Genomic DNA, 20394 nt, shown 5'->3' on the forward strand with positions numbered 1-20394 from the left:
CCTTCATATTTCCTTCAGCCTGCATTTTCACGCCCATCAAGGATAGCCCATGAGTCTGCCTGCGCTTGTTCAAGTCCCCGCGATTCTCCAGCCACTGGCCAGCCGTGCGGAGCAGTCCCTGCGCAGCGCGGTGGCGGCCCTGGACGCAGGTCCTGGCCTGGCGGGCTGGAGCGATGAGCGTTGGGCGGAATTCGCCAGGGTCGGTGCGGCCAGCGACTTCGTCATTGAACAGAGCTTGCGTGACCCTTTGATGTTGCTGGAACTGGTGGAGTCTGGCGAGCTGGATCGTGCTTTCGCTCCGGGCGAGCTGTGTGCCCAGATCGCCACTGCGGTGCAAGCGGCCGAGACCGAGGACCAACTGGGGCGAGTGCTGCGACGCCAGCGTACCCGGCACCAGGTACGGATCATCTGGCGCGACCTGACCCGCCGGGCAGACCTGGTGCAGACATGCCGCGATCTTTCCGACCTGGCCGATGCCTGTATCGACCAGGCTTACGCCTGGCTGTACTTGCGCCATAGCCAGCAGTTCGGCGTGCCCATGGGCGGGCGCAGCGGCGAACCGCAGCAGATGGTGATCCTTGGCATGGGCAAGCTGGGAGCGGTGGAGCTCAACCTGTCTTCGGACATCGACCTGATCTTCGCTTATCCGGAGGGGGGCGAAACCGTGGGTGCCAAGCGCGCCCTGGACAATCAAGAGTTCTTCACCCGCCTGGGGCAGCGCCTGATCAAGGCCCTGGACCCGATCACCGTCGACGGTTTCGTGTTCCGCGTCGACATGCGCCTGCGCCCTTATGGTTCTTCCGGTGCCCTGGTCCTGAGTTTCAATGCCCTGGAGCAGTACTACCAGGACCAGGGGCGTGACTGGGAGCGCTACGCGATGATCAAGGCCCGAGTGGTGGCGGGGGACCAGGCCGCCGGTGCGCAATTGCTGGATATGCTGCGGCCCTTCGTCTATCGGCGCTACCTGGACTTCTCCGCCATCGAGGCGTTGCGCACCATGAAGCAGCTGATCCAGCAGGAGGTGCGGCGCAAGGGCATGGTCGACAACATCAAGCTGGGTTCGGGCGGTATCCGCGAAGTCGAGTTCATCGCCCAGGCATTCCAGCTGATCCATGGCGGTCGTGACCTGAGCCTGCAGCAGCGTCCTTTATTAAAGGTACTGGGCACCCTGGAGGGGCAAGGTTATCTGCCGGCCGCGGTGGTTGGGGAGTTGCGCGAGGGGTACGAGTTCCTGCGTTATACCGAGCATGCGATCCAGGCCATCGCCGACCGCCAGACCCAGATGCTGCCGGACAACCCGCAGGACCAGGCGCGAATCGCCTTCATGCTGGGCTTTGCCGATTGGGAGGCATTCCATGAACGGCTGATGCACTGGCGAGCCCGGGTGGAGTGGCACTTCCGCCAGGTGATCGCCGATCCTGACGAAGATGACGGTGCGCAGAGCGAAGTGGTGGTGGGTGGCGAGTGGCTGCCGCTCTGGGAAGAGGCCCAGGATGAAGAGGCCGCCTGCCGCCAGCTGCAGGACGGTGGCTTCAACGATGCGCCCAGGGCCCTGAAGGCGCTCGCTGGCCTGCGCAGTAGCCCACAGCTGCGGGCCATGCAACGTTTGGGGCGCGAGCGCCTGGATGCCTTCATTCCGCGTTTGTTGGCCCAGGCGGTTGAACACGCCAGTCCGGATCTGGTGCTGGAGCGGGTGCTGCCCTTGGTGGAGGCGGTGGCGCGGCGTTCGGCGTACCTGGTACTGCTGACCGAGAACCCAGGCGCCTTGCGCCGACTGTTGACCTTGTGCGCGGCAAGTCCCTGGATCGCCGAGCAGATCGCCCGTTTCCCGCTGTTGCTGGATGAGCTGCTCAATGAGGGCCGTTTGTTCAAGCCGCCCCTGGCGCCGGAGCTGGCGGCGGAGTTGCGCGAGCGCCTGACGCGGATTCCCGAGGACGACCTGGAGCAGCAGATGGAGGCCCTGCGCCACTTCAAGCTGGCCCACCGCTTGCGGGTGGCAGCTTCGGAAATTACCGGCAGCTTGCCTTTGATGAAGGTCAGCGACTACCTGACCTGGCTCGCCGAAGCCATTCTCGAACAGGTGCTGGCCCTGGCCTGGCGCCAGACTGTGGCGCGCCATGGCACGCCGCTGCGCACCGATGGCAGCCTCTGCGATCCGGGGTTCATCATCGTCGGCTACGGCAAGGTCGGCGGCATCGAACTTGGCCATGGCTCCGACCTGGACCTGGTCTTCATCCATGATGGCGACCCTCAGGCGGAGACCGATGGGCCCAAGCCTATAGACGGGGCGCAGTTTTTCACCCGGTTGGGGCAGCGCATCATCCATCTGCTGACAACCCAGACCAACTCGGGGCAGCTCTATGAAGTGGACATGCGCCTGCGTCCTTCAGGGGCTTCGGGCCTGCTGGTCAGCTCCCTGGGGGCATTCGCCCGCTATCAGGAGCAAGAAGCCTGGACCTGGGAGCATCAGGCACTGGTGCGGGCGCGGGTGCTGGTGGGAAGCCAGGATGTCGGCCAGGCGTTCGAGAAGGTGCGGGCCGCCGTGCTGGGCAAGCATCGTGACCTGGATAAGCTGCGCCAGGAAGTCAGCGAGATGCGGGCCAAGATGCGCGACAACCTGGGCACTCGCCTGACCGCTGCCGGTACCGCGGCGAATGCCTTCGAGGCCAGTGCGCCGTTCGACCTCAAGCAGGACGCCGGAGGTATCGTCGATATCGAATTTATGGTGCAATACGCGGCCCTGGCGTGGTCCGAAGAGCACCCGTCACTCGTGCGGTTTACCGATAACATCCGCATTCTGGAAGGCCTGGAGCACGTCGGCTTGATGCCGGCCAGCGATGCCAGCCTGCTACGCGAGGTCTACAAGGCCTATCGTTCCGCAGCTCATCGGCAGGCGTTGCAGAATGAGGCCGGGATCATTACCGGTGATCAGTTCGTGACCCAAAGGCGGGAAGTGTTGCGGATTTGGCACGAGCTGGGGCTAAGCTAGACAGCCTGAGAAGGTTGTCCATGTATTGGCAAGCCTGCGGGCTTGCCTAAATTAAACCGGCGGTGAACCCGCGGTGCTGGATTCTCGAGGCGGGGAGGCGAATGCCTCCCCTGCTCGTTTATGGAAACCACATGAATATTCTGATCGTTGGGCCCAGTTGGGTCGGTGACATGGTGATGGCGCAGACACTTTTCCAGTGCCTGAAACAACGTCATCCTCAATGCGAGATCGACGTGCTGGCCCCCGAATGGAGCCGGCCGATTCTCGAGCGTATGCCCCAGGTGCGTCGGGCCTTGAGCTTCCCCCTGGGCCATGGCGCACTGGAGTTGGCGACCCGGCGCGGCATCGGCAAGTCCCTGGCCGGCCAGTACGATCAGGCCATCCTGCTGCCCAATTCGCTGAAGTCGGCCCTGGTGCCGTTCTTCGCCGGCATTCCCAAGCGCACCGGCTGGCGTGGCGAATTCCGCTATGGCTTGCTCAATGACGTGCGCAAGCTCGACAAGGAACGCTATCCGCTGATGATCGAGCGGTTCATGGCCCTGGCCTATGAGCCGGGCGCCGAGCTGCCGCAGCCTTATCCACGGCCGAGCCTGCAGATCGAGATGCACAGTCGTGATGCGGCCCTGGCCAAGTTCGGGCTGGCCCTGGATCGCCCGGTATTGGCGCTGTGCCCAGGGGCCGAGTTCGGTGAGGCCAAGCGCTGGCCCTCCGAGCATTACGCGCAGGTGGCCGAGACCAAGATCCGCGAGGGTTGGCAGGTCTGGTTGTTCGGTTCGAAGAACGATCATGCCGTGGGCGAGGATATCCGTGGCCGGCTGATCCCCGGGTTGCGTGAGGAGTCGGTCAATCTCAGTGGTGAAACCTCCCTGGCCGAGGCCATCGACCTGTTGTCCTGCGCCGATTCGGTGGTGTCCAACGACTCGGGGCTGATGCATGTCGCTGCTGCGCTCAACCGCCCGCTGGTGGCGGTGTACGGCTCCACCTCGCCGGGTTTCACCCCACCTTTGGCCGATCAGGTCGAAGTGGTGCGGCTGGGTATCGAATGCAGCCCATGTTTCGATCGCACCTGTCGTTTTGGCCATTACAACTGCCTGCGCCAATTGTTGCCGCAGCCGGTGAACGAAGCCTTGCAGCGTTTGCAGGGCTCTGCGGTCGAGGTCCAATAAGTTGCGGGTACTGCTGATCAAGACCTCTTCGCTGGGTGATGTGATCCATGCCTTGCCGGCACTCACCGATGCCATGCGAGCGATCCCCGGAATCAAGTTCGACTGGGTCGTGGAGGAGGGGTTCGCCGAGATTCCCACCTGGCATCCGGCAGTGGGCAAGGTGATTCCAGTGGCGATCCGCCGCTGGCGCAAGAATATCTGGCAAACCATCAAGAGCGGCGAGTGGCGGCGCTTCAAGCAGAGCGTGCGCTCCACCAAGTACGACCTGGTGATCGATGCCCAGGGCCTGCTCAAGAGCGCCTGGTTGACCCGCTATGTGCGTGCTCCGGTAGCGGGGCTGGACAAGAACTCGGCCCGTGAGCCCCTGGCTTCGCGTTTCTACTCCCGGCGTTTGGCTGTGGCCCGTGGGCAGCATGCGGTTGAACGGGTGCGCCAGTTGTTCGCCTTGGCCCTGGGCTATGACCTGCCCCAGGGCCTGGGTGATTACGGCCTGAACGTCGAGAAGCTGGTGGAGTTGCCACGCAAGAAACCATTCGTGTTGTTCCTGCACGGCACCACCTGGGACACCAAGCACTGGCCCGAGGCCTACTGGCGCGAGCTGGCCGAGCGCATGGGGATGCTTGGGGTCGAGGTCCGGTTGCCCTGGGGCAACGCAGCCGAGAAGGCCCGTGCCGAACGCATCGCCAGTGGCCTCAAGAGTGCCACGGTCTTGCCCAAGCTGAACCTGGCTGGCGTCGCCAAGGTGTTGGCCGATGCCCAGGCCTGTGTCGCCGTGGATACCGGATTGGGGCACCTGGCCGCTGCGCTGGATGTGCCCACGATTTCCCTGTTCGGCCCTACCAACCCGGGATTGACCGGCGCCTATGGCCGAGTGCAGATCCACATGGGCAGTGATTTCCCCTGTGCGCCCTGCCTGCAAAAGCAATGTACCTACCAGCCCACTGCCGTAGACCGGCAGCGTTATGACCTTACGCGTGAGTTGCCCCTGTGCTTCACGCGCCTGAATCCCGAGCGTGTCGCCAGCCGACTGAGCACCTTGTTATTGGCTGAGGAGCCACGCTGATGCAATTGGCTTTTGTCCTGTATAAATATTTCCCCTTCGGCGGCCTGCAGCGAGATTTCATGCGCATTGCCCTGGAGTGCCAGCGTCGCGGTCATGGGATTCGCGTCTACACCCTGATCTGGGAAGGTGATGTCCCGCCTGGCTTCGAGGTGCTGGTGGCGCCGGTCAAGGCGCTGTTCAATCATCACCGCAATGAAAAACTCAGTGCCTGGATGGAGGCCGACCTGGCCAAGCGTCCGGTGGACCGGCTAATCGGCTTCAACAAGATGCCGGGCCTGGATGTCTACTATGCCGCCGACGGCTGTTTCGAGGACAAGGCGCAGAACCTGCGGCACTCCCTGTACCGTCGCTGGGGGCGCTACCGGCATTTTGCCGAGTACGAGCGGGCCGTGTTCGCCAAGGATGCCAAGACCGAGATATTGATGATCTCCGAGGTCCAGCAACCCTTGTTCATCAAGCACTACGACACACCGCTGTCGCGCTTCCACCTGTTGCCGCCGGGGATTGCCCAGGACCGTCGAGCCCCCGCCAATGCGGCCGAGATCCGGGCTGATTTTCGGCGTGAGTTCGACCTCAAGGACGATGACCTGTTGCTGGTGCAGATCGGCTCCGGGTTCAAGACCAAGGGCGTGGATCGCAGCCTCAAGGCCCTGGCGGCCTTGCCTGCGGCGCTGAAGAAACGCACCCGGCTGTTTGTAATTGGCCAGGATGACCCCAAGGTATTCCAAGTGCAGAGCGCTGCCCTGGGCTTGAGCGAACACGTGCAGTTCATGAAGGGACGCAGCGATATCCCGCGTTTCCTGCTGGGCGCCGATTTGCTGATCCATCCGGCCTACAACGAAAACACGGGCACTGTGTTGCTGGAGGCCCTGGTGGCTGGCTTGCCGGTGCTGGTCAGTGCGGTCTGCGGTTATGCCCATTACATTGCCGAGGCCGAGAGTGGCCTGGTGCTGGATGAGCCGTTGGAGCAAGGGCAGCTCAATCAATACCTCACCACCATGCTCAGCGACGATGCCGCTCGTGCGACCTGGAGCCGAAATGGCCTGGCGTTTGCCGAGACGGCCGACCTCTACAGCATGCCGCAGCACGCTGCGGATGTGATTCTGGCGGAGCAAGACCGATGAAGTTGATGCTTGCCGAACCCTTCAAGAGCCTCTGGGCCGGACGCGATGCGTTCGCCGCCGTCGAGGAGCTCAAGGGCCAGGTTTACCGTGAGCTGGAAGCGCGTCGTACCCTGCGTACGGAAGTCGAGGGTCGCGGTTATTTCGTGAAGATCCATCGAGGGATCGGATGGGGCGAAATCCTCAAGAACCTGGTCACTGCCAAGCTGCCAGTGCTGGGGGCCGGCCAGGAGTGGCAGGCCCTGGAGCGCCTGCATCAGGTCGGTGTGCCGACCATGACGGCCGTGGCCTATGGCGAGCGTGGTGCCAACCCGGCGGACCAGCACTCCTTCATCGTCACCGAGGAGCTGGCGCCCACTGTCAGCCTTGAAGATTTCAGCATCGACTGGATCAAGCAGCCGCCAGAGCCTGCGCTCAAGCGAGCGCTCATCGCCGAAGTGGCGCGCATGACCGGCACCATGCATCGTGCGGGGGTCAATCATCGCGACTGCTACATCTGCCACTTCCTTTTGCATACCGACCGGCCGATTCGTCCTGGAGAGCTGAAGCTCTCGGTCATCGACCTGCATCGTGCGCAGACCCGCTCGAAGATCACCCAGCGCTGGCGTAACAAGGACCTGGCGGCCCTGTATTTTTCGGCCCTGGATATCGGCCTGACCCGCCGCGACAAATTGCGTTTTCTCAAGGGCTACTTCCAGCGGCCACTGCGCCAGATCCTGGCCGAGGAAGCGGCGCTGCTGTCCTGGCTCGAGGGCAAGGCGGAAAAGCTCTACGCACGCAAGCAACGGTACGGAGATGCGCTCTGATGGCTAGTTGGAACCTGGACCCGGCCTACCAGGCCCTGGCACAAGATTTCGGCAGCCTGGATGCGGTGTTTGTCCTCAAGGGCGAACACCTGACCCGCGATCCACTGTCCGATGTCGTGCGTGTCGAGCGTGACGGGGTCAACTATTACGTCAAGCGCTATACCGGGGCGGGCAAGAATCTGCGGCGCTACCTGGGCAAGCCGCGGGTCAAGTTCGAGTGGCAGAACCTCAAGCGTTTCGCCAAGTGGGGTATTCCCACCGCCGACGTGGTGGCCTGGGGGCTGGAGCGTCGCTGCCTGGCCTATTCCCGGGGGGCGATGATTACCCGCGAACTGCCACGGACCGAAGACCTGTCGGTGCTGGCCGATCGTAGCGATCCGCGACTCAAGGACCGACGCTGGGTCGATGGCATCAGTCGCCAGTTGGCGACCTACACCCGTACCATGCACCAGCATCGCTTTACCCATAACGATTTGAAGTGGCGCAACCTGCTGGTCGACGACCAGGACCGGTTGTACCTGATCGACTGTCCGAACGGTGATTTCTGGCGGGGATTCTGGCTCAAGTACCGGATCACCAAGGATCTGGCCTGCCTGGACAAGGTGGGCAAGTATCACCTTTCGGCTACCCAGCGCCTACGTTTCTATATGCAGTATCGTCAACGTGATCGCCTGACGGCTTCGGACAAAGAGCGTATTCGCCATGTAGTGAGATTTTTTGAGGGGCGTGAATGACTGATTTCCTGGCGTCCGAGGAACGTGCGCTGCTGGAGCGCAACGGACTCGGCACTTTCGATCAGCTGTGGGCCAGGCAACTGGATGCGGTGGACGAACCCAATACCGGACGTGGCGGCCATAGCAGCGTCTATCGGTTGGATGTGGAAGGGCGAGGGTTCTATCTCAAGCGCCAGACCAACTACCTGACCCACACCTTGCGCCATCCTTTTGGCGAGCCGAGCTTCTCGCGTGAGTTTCGCAATATCCGCCGTTATCAGCAGTTGGGAATTCCAGCCCTGCAGGCGGTGTTCTTCGGGATGCGCAAGGTCAATGGCGAGTCCCGGGCGATCCTCATGACCCGGGCCCTGGATGGCTGGGATGACCTGGATGCGTTGTTGGCGCAATGGGCCCAGATGCCGGAGCCCCAGCGCCAGGCGGTGCTCAAGGCCTGTGGGCATTTGGCTCGCCAACTGCACGGCCTGCGCCAGGTGCACGGCTGCTTTTATCCCAAGCATATTTTCCTGCGTCCGGAAGGGGCGGGTTACCAGGCGCAACTGATCGACCTGGAGAAAACCCGGCCATTGCTGTTCGGCCAGCGCGACCGGGTCAAGGATCTCGAGCCGCTGTTGCGCCGAGCTTCGGTGTGGGGTGTCGAGGATGTGCGCTGCCTGTTGGCGACCTACCTGGACCAACCCTTGGACAGCTCGCTGCTGGATGCCTGGGTCGCCCGTCTCAGCGCCCGTAGCAGCCACAAGGAATCTCGCTGATGCGTTTGTCCGAGCTGAAGAATGCCGGGCGCAACCCGACCCTGCCCCTGAGCCTGGAGCTGGCGGATGCCGCTGGCCCGGCACAGTTGCAGCTGTTGAGCCTGCTGCGGGTGCTGCCAGGGCAGCGTTATGTCGGCGCTGGCGTATGGCGCGGGCGTACGGTGCTGGCCAAGTTGTTGGTGGGGCCCAAGGCCGCAAGGCATTTCCAGCGGGAATTGCAGGGTGTGCGCCTGTTGGCAGAGCAGGGGCTGACCACGCCGCTGCTGTTGGCCGATGGTCTGCAGGAGGGCGAGGGTGGTTGGCTGCTCTTCGAATTCCTGGAGGGCGCGCAGAGCCTGGGCGACGCTTGGAGCCAGGTGCAGGCATTGCCGGTGTTGGCCGATGAGCAGGTCGCGGTCCTGGCCGAAGCCCTGAGTTCGATCGGCCAGTTGCACGCCAAGGGGTTGTGGCAGGAAGACCTGCACCTGGACAACCTGTTGCGCCACGGTGGCCAGTTGCATTTGATCGATGGCGCGGGAATTTGTGTCGAGGAAGCAGGCAAGCCCTTGTCTCGCCAGAAGGTCCTGGAGAATCTCGGGGTGTTCTTCGCCCAGCTGCCCAAGAGCCTGGAGCCATTCACCGAAGAGCTGCTGGTGCATTACCTGCTGAGCAACGCCGAGCACGCCTTGCCCTTGGAGGCCCTGCAAAAGCAGGTGGACAAGGTTCGTGCCTGGCGCCTGCGGGATTTCCTGGCCAAGGTCGGTCGTGAGTGCACGCTGTTCTGCGTGCAGCGCGGGCCTTTTGCCCTGAGGGCGATTCGCCGTGAGGAGGAAGCGGCGATGTTGCCGGTGCTGGCGCAGGCCGACACCTTGCTGGAGCAGGGGCACCTGTACAAGACCGGCGGCGCGGCCAGTGTCGGCCGGATCGAGTCCGCAGGGCGCACGCTGGTGCTCAAGCGCTACAACATCAAGGGTTTCGCCCATTGGCTCAAGCGTTTCTGGCGCCCGAGCCGGGCCTGGCATTCCTGGCGCGAGGGCAATCGCTTGGCATTCCTCGGGATCGCCACCCCCAAGCCCTTGGCAGTACTGGAACAACGCTTCCTCTGGTTGCGCCGGCGAGCCTACCTGGTGACCGAGTACCTGGCGGGGCCGGACGTCATCGAGCGCTTCGCGCCTTTCGTCGATAGCGGTGCGCCTCCGGAGCAGGAGTTGCAGGCCCTGGACCGGCTTTTTGCCGAGTTGATTCGAGAGCGCATCAGCCATGGCGACCTCAAGGGGCACAACCTGTTCTGGCAGGAGGATCGTTGGGCCCTGATCGACCTGGACTCCATGTGCCAGCATTCCAGCCCAGGGAGCTTCGCTGCGGCTTATGCCCGTGATCGCGCGCGTTTCATGCGCAACTGGCCTGAAAGCAGCAAGTTGTATCAAGTGATTGATCAGCGCTTGCCCAAGGCTCCCGACGCATCTGCGGCCTGACCTGCGACCTGTGGTCGCTGCCATCGCCGCGATGAGCCCTGGAGGATCTCCCAGGGGCGTGGCGGCGATGGGGCGGGCGCGCCGCGACGTCGTCTGGCTTGTGGCTTGCCGCTAGAGGCTTGCCCCTGCTTTTACGCTATAATCCCGCCCTTTCGTTGTTTCTCGCGCTTTGCGAGCACACTTTATTTTCAAGGCGCTTTGCGCCCGCATGCAGACTAAACGAGGCTAGACCCCTGTGGCATTGACGATTCTTGGCCTGTCCGGCGCCCTTAGCCATGATCCTTCAGCAGCCCTGTATATCGACGGCAAGCTGATTGCCGCCGCTGAAGAAGAGCGTTTCGTGCGCGACAAGCATGCAAAGAACCGCATGCCCTACGAGTCGGCGAAGTTCTGCCTGGAACAGGCCGGGATCAAGCCTTCCGACGTTGATGTGGTGGCGATTCCTTTCGCCCCGATCAGCTTGTTCGGCAAGGCGCGCTGGCACTACGCCAAGCGCTACTGGTATGCCCCGGACCGTGCCCTGGATGCGATCCTGATGGGCAACCGCCGCTACAAGCGCTATCGCAAGAAGATCGTCTGGTGCCTGGAGCAGCTGGGCTTCGATCCGAAGAAGATCAAGATCGAGCCGGTCGAGCACCACCTGGCCCACGCTTCCAGTGCCTACCACTGTTCCGGCTTCAAGGAGAAGACCGCGATCCTCGGGATCGACGGCAAGGGCGAGTACGCCACCACCTTCTTCGGCTATGGCGAGAACGGCAAGATCCACAAGCTCAAGGAGTTCTACGACCCGGACTCCCTGGGCGGCCTGTATGGCGCGATCACCGAGTTCCTCGGTTTCGAGATGCTCGATGGCGAGTTCAAGGTCATGGGCATGGCGCCTTACGGCGATGCCAGCAAATACGACTTCTCGCGCCTGGCCAGCTTTGAAAACGGCGAGCTGGTGATCAACACCGACTACGCCAACGTCATTGGCCTGCGCCGCTATAAAGAGAAGGGCAAGGGTTTCTACTTCTCGCCTAAGTTGATCGAGTGGCTGGGTCCCAAGCGTGAAGGCGATATCGCCGACGAGCCGTACATCCACTACGCCGCCAGCATGCAGGCGCTGTTCGAGAAGCTGGCCCTGCAGATGATCGACCATTACCTGGGCGACACGCTGAAGGAAACCGGCAAGCTGGCCTTCGCCGGCGGCTGTGCGCTCAACGTCAAGCTGAACCAGAAGATCATCGCCCGTCCGGATGTGAAGGAGCTGTTCGTCCAGCCGGCCTCCGGCGATGCCGGTACCGCCGTCGGTGCCGCGGCCTACGTCTCCCACGCCCGTGGCGTACCGGTGGAGAAGATGGAGCACGTCTACCTTGGTCCGTCGTACTCCAACGAGGACGTGATCGCCGCCTGTGCCCGGCATCCGAACAAGCCGGCCTGGCGCCAGATCGACAACACCCCCGAGCGCATCGCCAAGATCATGGTCGATGGCAACCCGGTGGCCTGGTTCCAGGGCCGCATGGAGTTCGGCCCGCGCGCCCTGGGTGGTCGCTCGATCATCGGTTGCCCAAGCGCCTCGGGCGTGGCCGACCGCATCAACGAGCAGATCAAGTTCCGTGAGCGCTGGAGGCCTTTCTGCCCGTCGATGCTCGACACCGTCGCACCACAGATGATCAAGGTCGACCATCCGGCTCCGTTCATGACCTTCACCTTCGAAGTGGCTGAAGAGTGGAAGACCCGGGTGCCGGAAGTGGTCCACGAGGACGGCACGTCCCGGGCCCAGGTGCTCAAGCGCGAATACAACCCGCGCTACTACGACATGATGAAGGCCCTGGAGGTCTTGACCGGCAACGGCGTGTCGCTGAACACCTCGCTGAACCGCCGTGGCGAACCGATGATCTGCTCGCCCACCGACGCCCTGAACATGTTCTACGGGTCCGACCTGCAGTACCTGATCATGGAAGACATCCTGGTGGTCAAAGACGGCGTGGATCCTTATGACACGGTCGGCTGAACGCCATGTGCTGCAGTTCTGCCACGGCTATGACGGGCCGTTCCTGGACTGCGCGCGGCAATATGCCAACCTGTTCGCGGGCAGCGGCTATCGGGTGACCACGGTCTTTCTGACCGGGGTCGCCGATGCCGAGGTCGCCGCGGGTTGCGCGTCCGACGAAGTGCTGTTCATGGAGTACAGCTCCAAGGCCATTCGTGGCCTGAAGCTGGGCGCTATCCGTGACCTGCGCAAGATTGCCGCATCGCGCAACTTCAGCTTCTGCATCGCCCATCGCTTCAAGCCGATCTACATCGCCCTGCTGGGGACGCGCTTGCCGGTGATCGGTGTCCACCATGCGTTCAGCGACTACAAGCGCGGCAGCCGCAAGCTGTTCGCCGGACTGTTCGGCAAGCGCCTGAGCCTGCTCGGGGTCTCCGACGCAGTACGCGACGACATGCGTGCCTGCCTGCCCAAGTGGCCAGCGCAGCGGATCCAGACCCTGTACAACCGGATCGACCTGGAGGCCTTGCAGGCCAGCCAGTTGAGCCGGGCCGAAGCCCGCACCGAACTGGGCCTGCCCGCCGATGCCTGGATCGTCGGCAACGTCGGGCGCCTGCATCCGGACAAGGACCAGGCCACCTTGCTGCGTGGTTTCGCCGCGGCGGTGGCGCAGCTCCCCCAGGGCAGCCAGTTGGCGATCCTGGGTACCGGCCGCCTGGACAAGGACCTCAAGTCCCTGGCCCGGGAGTTGGGAATCGCCGATCGCGTGCTGTTCCTCGGCCAGGTCCCTGAGGCCCGGCGCTATTTCCGGGCGTTCGATGTATTCGCCCTGAGTTCCGACCACGAGCCTTTCGGCATGGTCCTGCTGGAGGCCATGGCCGCCGGCGTGCCCTTGCTGGCCACTGCCTGTGGTGGCGCCAAGGAAGTGGTCGAGGGGGTGGGCATCCTGTTCCCTCTGGGTGATGTCGAGCACCTGGCCCAGGGCCTGCAGCACCTGGCGGCGATGGATGAACATCAGCGCCGGGTTTGCGCCGAGCTGATGTCCGATCGCCTGCGCGAGCGTTTCTCCGATCGGGCCGTACGCGACGTATTCTGGCGCTTGCCACAAGTCACCGAACTGACCGCGAGGGGCTGATGCTCAATCGATTCCAAGGCTGGCGCGAGCGTGGCTGGTCCGTCATCGACGCGTCGACCTATGCCGATGCCTGGCAGCGTTTCGGTGGCAGCGTGGCGACCCATCCGTTGGTCGTTGCGCAGTTGGCCGACCTGGCACAGATTCCAGTGCGCTACCTGGCCTTCGAATGCGCTGGCCAGTTGCAGGCGGCCATCGCCACCTGGGGGCGGGACTTGGCGCTGTCCAAGGATGTGCTCAAGCGCGCGGGCAAGAAGGGCTTGTTCGACATCGGCAATGCCGAGTTGATCCTGCCGGCCGCCGCAGATGCTCAAGTTCCACTGCGCCATCGCGGGCGCTACCTCTCGGCCCTGAACGAAGGACGCTTCAGCGGCCAGCGACCCCAGGCCGAGCAGCTCGCCATGGCCAGGCCCCCCGAAGAACTGTCGAAGAAGTTCCGCTACAACCAGCGTCGTGAACTGCGCTTGCTGGAAGAGGCGGGCGGTGTGGTGCGTCCGGTGAGCGAGTTCACCAGCCCTGAACTGGCGGCTATCTACTGCGATCTGTTCCAGCGTCGCTGGGGGTTTGCCGCCACCGGTGCCGAGCGCATGGCCGAGGTGCTGGAGCGTCTGCGCGAGTTGTTGATCGGCTCGGTGATTTTCCTCAATGATGCGCCGATTGCCGTGCAGTTGATCTATCGGGTCGAGGCTCCGGAGTGGATCAGCGTCGAGTATGTGAACGGTGGCGTCGACCCCGAGACTCGCGAGTTCAGCCCAGGCAGTGTGCTGAGTTTCCTCAATACCCAGAGCGCCTGGGAACAGGCTCGAGCCTTGAACAAGCCTCTGCGCTTTTCCTTCGGTCGTGCCGACCGAGAGTACAAGGACCGTTGGTGCAATCCTGTGCCGGTTTTCCAGGTGTGAGTCAGCCCATGAGTCGCAAGCAGCAACTGCTCAAGCGCCACCGGCGCAATAAACGAATCGCCTTGCTGATTGGCCTGGTGCTGATGCTGCTGGCTGGCGTCCTGGTGGCTTGGTGGTTGCCATTGCTGCTGGCGGTGGGTGCCTGGCTGGCTCACGAGGCCTGGTTCGCCGATCACCTGTTCTATTCGCCCAAGGATGACTATCTCTACGATTTCGGCGATCAGGCTCGGCAGATCCCCGTGCGCCTGGAGTCCGGGCGCCTGGTGCCGGAGTCGCCGTTGGAGCTGGCCCCTGGAGAAACCCTGGTCCTCGGGGTGCAGGTCAAGAGTTCCTGGCTGGGTCGGTTCTTCGATCCGGCCATCGAGGTCGCAGGTGGCCAGAGCCTCGATCGCCAAGGTTTTGAGCGCGGGGTCGATGGCCTGCGCTACCTCAACCTGAGCGGCTTGACCGATTCGTTGGCCAGTGGCGAGCTGCAGTTGCGCGGGCGTCACTGCCGAATCCGTATCCAGCCGCAGTTGCTGGCGTGGCGCGATCCCGATTATCGCTGCCAGCGGGTCATGGTTATCGCTCCCCATGCCGACGATGCCGAGCTGGCGGCGTTCGGCCTGTACAGCCAGGCGGACGAAGCCTGGATCGTGACCCTGACGGCAGGGGAGATCGAGGCCGAGCACTACCAGGCCATGGGCCTGGAGCCGGCTGCGGCGGCGCAGCTCAAGGGGCGCTTGCGAGCCTGGGACAGTATCGCCGTGCCTCGCTGGGCCGGAGTTCCCGAAGCCCATTGCGTGCAATTGGGATACTTCTGCCTGCAACTTTCCGCGATGCAGGCGGCTCCAGAGCAGCCAGTGGCTTCCCGTGAGGCGCAATTGAGCGATATCCGCCTGTTCCGCCAGTTCAATCCGTTCCCGTTGCCCGCCGACCACGATGGTTTGCCGACCTGGAACAACCTGCTGGCCGACCTGCGCGAGTTACTGCTCAAGGCCCGTCCCGACGTCATAGTGCTGCCCCATCCTTCGCTGGACCCGCATCCGGACCATATCTGTGCCCAGGCAGCCGTGATGCAGGCGCTGGAGGGGCTGGAGTGGCAGCCGGGCACGGTGCTCGGCTACGCCAATCACCTGCACGACAATGATCGCTGGCCGATGGGTGACTCGGGGGCCGGTATTGCCTTGCCGCCGGTGTTCGACGCGAGCAGCGTGCTACGGCCCTGGTGCCTGCCGCTTTCCCAGGCCGAGCAGTATGACAAGGCCATGGCCCTGGGCATGATGCACGACCTGCAACCGAGGATGCCGTTCAAGCGGCGTCTGCGCAGGTCGATACAACGCCTCTTGGCCGGCAGGGTGCCTTCGGCCTTGGGCGAGAACGAGTTTTTCCGCAAGGCGGTCAGGCGGCACGAGCTGTTCTGGCTGCTGCGGCAGCGATAAACATACATATCCATAGGGGCGCTTTACAGCCCGAATCGACAGTGAGTCTTTTGTGATCAATCCTCGTCCGCGAATCTTGTTCCTCATGCCCTACTTCGGGCGCTGGCCTTTCTGGATGCCGTTCTTCCTGGAAAGCTGCCGACGCAATCCGGATATCGACTGGCTGTTCTTCAGCGACTGCGGCGTGCCGGACAATCTGCCGCCGAATGTCAGGCATGAAAGCATGAGCTTCGCCGACTACTGCGCCCTGGTTTCCCAGCGCCTGGGCATCGATTTCGCGCCCAAGGCCGCCTACAAGATCTGCGATATCCGACCGGCATTCGGGCTTATCCATGCCGATCGGCTGGAAGGTTACGATTTCTGGGGCTTTGGCGATATCGACCTGGTCTATGGCGATCTGCGGGCTTATTTCACGGCAGAACGCCTGGCCAAGCATGACCTGTTCTCCACCCATGAGCGGCGGATCGCCGGGCACTTGTGTCTGATTCGCAACAACGACCACCAGCGCGAGTTGTTCCGCAAGATCAAGAATTGGCAGGAGCGCTTTGTCGACCAGCAGCATCACGCTCTGGACGAGGGAGCGTTCACGCGGATCTTCCTCTGGCGCAAGAATTTCCCGGAGCCGTTGTTCAAGCTGGTGGGCAAGTTCAACCCGGAGCGCCGTCGCAGCGAGTTCACCGAGGCGTTCAGCACCCCGGGTGGAGTCATCAAATGGCATGACGGCAGCCGCGACTTCCCCACGTGCTGGTACTGGAAGGATGGGCGCGTGACCAATGATCTCGATGGCGCTCGTACCTTTCCTTATTTTCACTTCGTGTGTTGGAAGCGCAATGAATGGTCAGCGCTGGCGGAGCCTGATGCACAGGCGATCCAGGCCCTGGCCAGCGAGTCGTCCTGGCTCATCGATGCCACAGGTTTCCACCGGGGATAGTTATGAGCCAGCGCTTCAAAGTCTTGCAATTGCAGCCGGACTACAACGTCAAATCCCATGATTTCGCCGACCTGGCCGAACAGATCGTCAAGGCCTTGCCCGACGAGCGTTATGAGGTCACCGCAGCGTTTCTGCGTGGCCGTCCCGGGCCTAACGACCCGGTGAGCCGGGCCGATCACTCGGTGTATTTCGAGTTTTCCGACAAGTCCCTCAAGGGCATGCGCCTGCGGGCCATGTGGCGGCTGTACCAGTTCTGCCGCAAGGAAAAGTTCGATGTGGTGATCTGCAACCGCTTCAAGCCGGTGAACATGATGCTGGCGCTCAACCGTTGGCTGAAAGTGCCGTTGTGCATCGGCATTTCCCACGGTTTCGGCGAGTACGATCGGTTCTACCGGCGGCGCCAGACCCAACGCCTGATCGATCGGCACTGGCGCTTCGTCGGCGTATCGCCAGCGGTCAAGCAGTACCTGCTCGATTGCCGGTGCGGTTTTACCGACCAGAACACCTGGGCCATCACCAACGCCATCGATATCGAGCAGGCTGAAGCCCTGCAGCATTCCCGCGAGCGCTCCCGGGAGTTATTGGGGCTGGATCCGACAGTCCGCCTGGTTGGCGCCCTGGGGCGGCTGGTGCCGGTCAAGGGGCATACCTACCTGCTGCAGGCGTTCGCCCAGCTCAAGGACAAATATCCACAAACCCAGTTGGCGATCATCGGTGCCGGGCGCGAAGAGGCCAATCTGCGGGCCGAGATCCAGCGCCTGGGCCTAGAGGGCCGTACTCACCTGCTGGGCTTCAAGGAAAATGCTTTGCAGTACGTGCGGGCTTTCGACATCTGGACCATGCCGTCGCTGGCCGAAGGCTTGGGCCTGGCCTTGCTGGAGGGCATGAGCGGGCGGTTGCCAGTGATCGCCTCCAACGTGCCGGCCATGCTGCCCTTGATCGAAGGAGCCGGCGGCCTGGCGGTGGAGCCGGCCAATGTGCCGTCGCTGGCGGCGGCGCTGGATGCCTACCTGGGACTGTCCGACGAGGAACTGGTCGCCAAGGGACAGCAAGCCTATCGCTATTTGCAAAAAGAACATGATATCGAGGTATTCCGTGGGCAATACCTGCAGTTGATCGACTCGGGTTTGAGTCAGGCGGGCAAGGGGCAGTAATGACAGACCAGCAACCTGTGGTGACGGTAATCATCGCCTCCTACAACCATGCGCCCTACATCGAGCAGAGCATCCTCAGCGTCATCAATCAGACTTACTCGAACATCGAGTTGCTGGTGGTGGATGATGGTTCCAAGGATGACAGCGTCGAGCGCATCCAGCGTCTGCAAGAGCAATATGGCTTTGATTTCCGGGTCCAGCAGAACCAGGGACTGACCAACACGCTCAATGGCGCCATAGCCCGGGCCAGGGGCAGTTTGATCGTGCCGTTCGGCTCGGACGACATCATGATGCCCGAGCGTATCGCCATCCAGGTGGCCTACATGGATGGCAAGCCTGAAGTGGGTATCTGTGCGGGCAACATCGAGCTGATCGACAGCGATGGCAATCTGTTCCCTGAGAAGCGTCAGCGCCGTGACGTGCCGTTCCGGCGCCTGGACTTCGAGGATATGTTCCTGGAGCGCAAGCCCTATCCGCCGGCGCCGACCCTGATGATTCGCCGCGAAGCGCTGGACAAGGTCGGTGGCTTCGATCCGAACATCCGCCTCGAAGACTTGCTGATCGAGTTGAAAGTCACCCATGCGGGTTACTTCATCGATGGCCTGAATGTGGTGATGGCTCGCTATCGCAAGCACGCCACCAATTCCTACAAGAACCATCGGTTCATGATCGACAACATCCTGCGTACCTATGCCTTGTTCAGTGATCATCCGCTGTACGACGAGGTGCGCTACAAGGCCTTGAACTCGATGTTTCTCAAGGTTTCCAATCGCGACCGAGCGTTGGCTCGTGAGCTGCTGGCACAGATTCCGCTCAAGGCCTGGAACAAGAAAACCTGGCGCGGGCTGGCCCGCCTGTACTTTTCTGCACTTGAGAAAGACTGACTTCAAGGTTCGCCCGAGTTCGCGCCCTACAAAAAAGACAGCCCTCTGGGCTGTCTTTTTTTGACTCTTGCTTGCGGGTGAAATCGTTATGCTGCTTTTAGCAGTCCCTGTGCCTGGTTCGCGGAGGTTAGTTGAGCGTAGCCAGAGCGCAGTGCATCGAGATGCTCATGGAAAAGCCACTGGTTATCTTCGGTATAACGCTGCATATGGCGCAGGTTGCGCTGGCGTAGCGAAGACCTTAGGGACGACGGATAGACCCGCAGGTCGGCTAGGTCGATCAGGCCGAACCCACCGCTTTCCAGGACCAGTACATTGGCCAGGTGCAGTGAACGGAAATACACGCCGTGTTCATGCAGGCTGGCCATGTAGGCACCGAAGGCCCTGACCAGTTTGGCGCGTTCATCTGCAGAGCCCGCGACCTGCAGGCAATGGCGCAGGGTTTGCCCGGCCAGTGGCTGGTAGCGAACGGCGCTACTGCCGTCGGCGAGACGGTACAAGTCCATGATGGTTGGCGTAACAATTCCCAGCTCACCCAGCTGTTCGCTGTTGCTGGCAAATCGCTCCGAGTAGGGGTTGAAGCCACCAGAAGTGTACCAGCGACGTGGGCGGAACAGCTTGAGGAAGCTGCCATCGTTGAGGCGCATGACCTTTGGTCCAAGACCATCGGACTCGATCACCTGGGCATCGCAAGTGAGTTGTTCCAAGGCGGGCGGTGCCAGTGTTTGCATGACGTGGGGAGGTGTGCGGCGAGCCCTTTGGGCAATGCACAGTGCGGCAATCAAGGCCAGGGGTATCCATAGCAGGAACCAGTGTTCCTTGGGCCGTGACAGCACCCCGCCGCCTTCGGTCAGTCCCGCACCGATACCAAACACCAACCAGCTTGAGGCAAGAACAACCAGTGGCGTGCTGCGTAGCTGCCAACTCTTGAACAATCCCCAGGCCTGCATGAACAACCAGGGGACCAGGCCGACGATGCCAACGTAGTACAACACGCCCAAGGCAAAGTTATGAGGTTCTTCCAGGAGATAGCCGATGTTCACATCCACACTCAGGTTGGCGTTAAAACCATGGCCAATCCAAGGGTGCTCGGCAATGTAGTTCAGGACCAGCGCCCATATCTCAAGGCGATAGGAGTCCCCGCGTTCTCCCAGCATATGCGGGAACATCAGCAATACTGCCGTTGCACAAGTCAGCATTGTCGTCAGCAGTATCAACGAACGCTTGTTCGAGTACATGAAGCAGATCCAGGCGACCGCCAGCGTCAGCGCTACCAATGGCGTTCGAGAGCCTGTGGCAAGGACGGCGGCGAACATGACGGCCATGGCCGGAATGCTGAGCAGCAGAACCCGCATGCGTTGGCAACTCATGCTCAACCAGAGCCAGTACACCAGGAAGAAGCCGAAGACGTGGGAGCTCAACAATGGATTGTCAAAGGCTCCGCCGCCAATCATGCGCGCTCCGGGCGTGTAGGCCAGGTCGAATGCATACAGATTAAAGAGCGATGCGACGAGCGCGACCATCGCTGCGCAAAAGCACAAGGGTCGAAGCACATCAAGCCGATAGCTGACTAACAGGCTGCAGCCGACAAAGAGCATCAGCAGGTGCGCAGGGGGTTTGAACTCGCCGGGCAGGCTATCGACGGGAGGGCTCCAAGCCAGGCTGATCAAGGCCCAGATACAGAAAAGTAGCACTGCAATGAAAATAGGTTCACGCAATAGACTCTTCAACTTGGCAGGTCGTAGGCACAGCGCGATCAGTGTTGGAATGCTGAACAGACCGTAATAAAGCTTATGCAAGAGACTGCGTTCCGGGAGGAAAAATAGTGCGCACAGCAGCAATAAATAGCCAGTAGGCAGAATCCATAAGCAAATAAAATCGAAGAGTCGATTGGATAAATTGCGAAGAGCGCAGGGCATGCT

General features: G+C 62.1%; 16 protein-coding genes. 15 read left to right on the top strand and 1 reads right to left on the bottom strand.

Features of this window, described 5'->3' with window-relative positions:
• Nucleotides 1-49: 49 nt before the first annotated feature.
• The 15 genes from glnE to I9018_RS02640 all read left to right on the top strand — a co-directional run bounded on the left by glnE (nt 50) and on the right by I9018_RS02640 (nt 18475).
• Nucleotides 50-2989: a bifunctional [glutamate--ammonia ligase]-adenylyl-L-tyrosine phosphorylase/[glutamate--ammonia-ligase] adenylyltransferase gene (gene glnE, locus I9018_RS02570; protein ID WP_241108665.1), complete on the top strand. Its 2940-nt coding sequence runs from the start codon at nt 50-52 to the stop codon at nt 2987-2989.
• Nucleotides 2990-3120: 131 nt separating this feature from the next.
• On the top strand, nt 3121-4155 hold the full coding sequence (gene waaF / locus I9018_RS02575; protein WP_068576533.1) for a lipopolysaccharide heptosyltransferase II: 1035 nt from the start codon (nt 3121-3123) through the stop codon (nt 4153-4155).
• A gap of 1 nt (nt 4156) precedes the next feature.
• Nucleotides 4157-5218 carry a lipopolysaccharide heptosyltransferase I gene (gene waaC, locus I9018_RS02580; RefSeq protein ID WP_068576530.1) on the top strand — a complete coding sequence of 354 codons (1062 nt, stop codon included), beginning with the start codon at nt 4157-4159 and terminating at the stop codon, nt 5216-5218.
• Complete coding sequence (locus tag I9018_RS02585) at nt 5218-6342, top strand: glycosyltransferase family 4 protein (protein WP_241108666.1); 1125 nt, start codon at nt 5218-5220, stop codon at nt 6340-6342. The genes waaC and I9018_RS02585 overlap by 1 nt, the downstream gene beginning before the upstream one ends.
• The gene (gene rfaP, locus I9018_RS02590) at nt 6339-7145 is read left to right on the top strand and encodes a lipopolysaccharide core heptose(I) kinase RfaP (protein WP_068576526.1); all 807 of its coding nucleotides are present in this window, start codon (nt 6339-6341) and stop codon (nt 7143-7145) included. Before I9018_RS02585 ends, rfaP begins: the two co-directional genes overlap by 4 nt.
• Complete coding sequence (locus I9018_RS02595) at nt 7145-7879, top strand: lipopolysaccharide kinase InaA family protein (protein WP_241108667.1); 735 nt, start codon at nt 7145-7147, stop codon at nt 7877-7879. Before rfaP ends, I9018_RS02595 begins: the two co-directional genes overlap by 1 nt.
• Nucleotides 7876-8628, top strand: a complete 753-nt coding sequence (locus tag I9018_RS02600; RefSeq protein ID WP_068576523.1) for a lipopolysaccharide kinase InaA family protein — start codon at nt 7876-7878, stop codon at nt 8626-8628. The genes I9018_RS02595 and I9018_RS02600 overlap by 4 nt, the downstream gene beginning before the upstream one ends.
• A complete protein-coding gene (locus I9018_RS02605) occupies nt 8628-10082 on the top strand; it encodes a lipopolysaccharide kinase InaA family protein (RefSeq protein WP_241108668.1) in 1455 nt (484 codons plus the stop codon). Before I9018_RS02600 ends, I9018_RS02605 begins: the two co-directional genes overlap by 1 nt.
• 235 nt (nt 10083-10317) lie before the next feature.
• On the top strand, nt 10318-12075 hold the full coding sequence (locus I9018_RS02610) for a carbamoyltransferase (RefSeq protein ID WP_068576519.1): 1758 nt from the start codon (nt 10318-10320) through the stop codon (nt 12073-12075).
• Nucleotides 12059-13189, top strand: a complete 1131-nt coding sequence (locus I9018_RS02615; RefSeq protein WP_124345596.1) for a glycosyltransferase — start codon at nt 12059-12061, stop codon at nt 13187-13189. Before I9018_RS02610 ends, I9018_RS02615 begins: the two co-directional genes overlap by 17 nt.
• A complete protein-coding gene (locus I9018_RS02620; protein ID WP_241108669.1) occupies nt 13189-14085 on the top strand; it encodes an antimicrobial resistance protein Mig-14 in 897 nt (298 codons plus the stop codon). Before I9018_RS02615 ends, I9018_RS02620 begins: the two co-directional genes overlap by 1 nt.
• A gap of 8 nt (nt 14086-14093) precedes the next feature.
• Nucleotides 14094-15506, top strand: a complete 1413-nt coding sequence (locus tag I9018_RS02625) for a PIG-L family deacetylase (RefSeq protein ID WP_241108670.1) — start codon at nt 14094-14096, stop codon at nt 15504-15506.
• Between the two features lie 52 nt (nt 15507-15558).
• Nucleotides 15559-16437, top strand: a complete 879-nt coding sequence (locus I9018_RS02630; protein ID WP_241108671.1) for a DUF6625 family protein — start codon at nt 15559-15561, stop codon at nt 16435-16437.
• 2 nt (nt 16438-16439) lie between these two features.
• Complete coding sequence (locus I9018_RS02635) at nt 16440-17591, top strand: glycosyltransferase (RefSeq protein ID WP_068576510.1); 1152 nt, start codon at nt 16440-16442, stop codon at nt 17589-17591.
• Complete coding sequence (locus tag I9018_RS02640; protein WP_068576508.1) at nt 17591-18475, top strand: glycosyltransferase; 885 nt, start codon at nt 17591-17593, stop codon at nt 18473-18475. The genes I9018_RS02635 and I9018_RS02640 overlap by 1 nt, the downstream gene beginning before the upstream one ends.
• A gap of 86 nt (nt 18476-18561) precedes the next feature.
• On the opposite strand, the gene I9018_RS02645 is transcribed toward I9018_RS02640, so the two are convergent.
• On the bottom strand, nt 18562-20391 hold the full coding sequence (locus tag I9018_RS02645) for a bifunctional O-antigen ligase/aminoglycoside phosphotransferase family protein (protein WP_241108672.1): 1830 nt from the start codon (nt 20389-20391) through the stop codon (nt 18562-18564).
• Nucleotides 20392-20394: the final 3 nt, after the last annotated feature.

The organism is Pseudomonas sp. MPFS, from assembly GCF_022537035.1.
Lineage (GTDB): Bacteria > Pseudomonadota > Gammaproteobacteria > Pseudomonadales > Pseudomonadaceae > Aquipseudomonas > Aquipseudomonas sessilinigenes.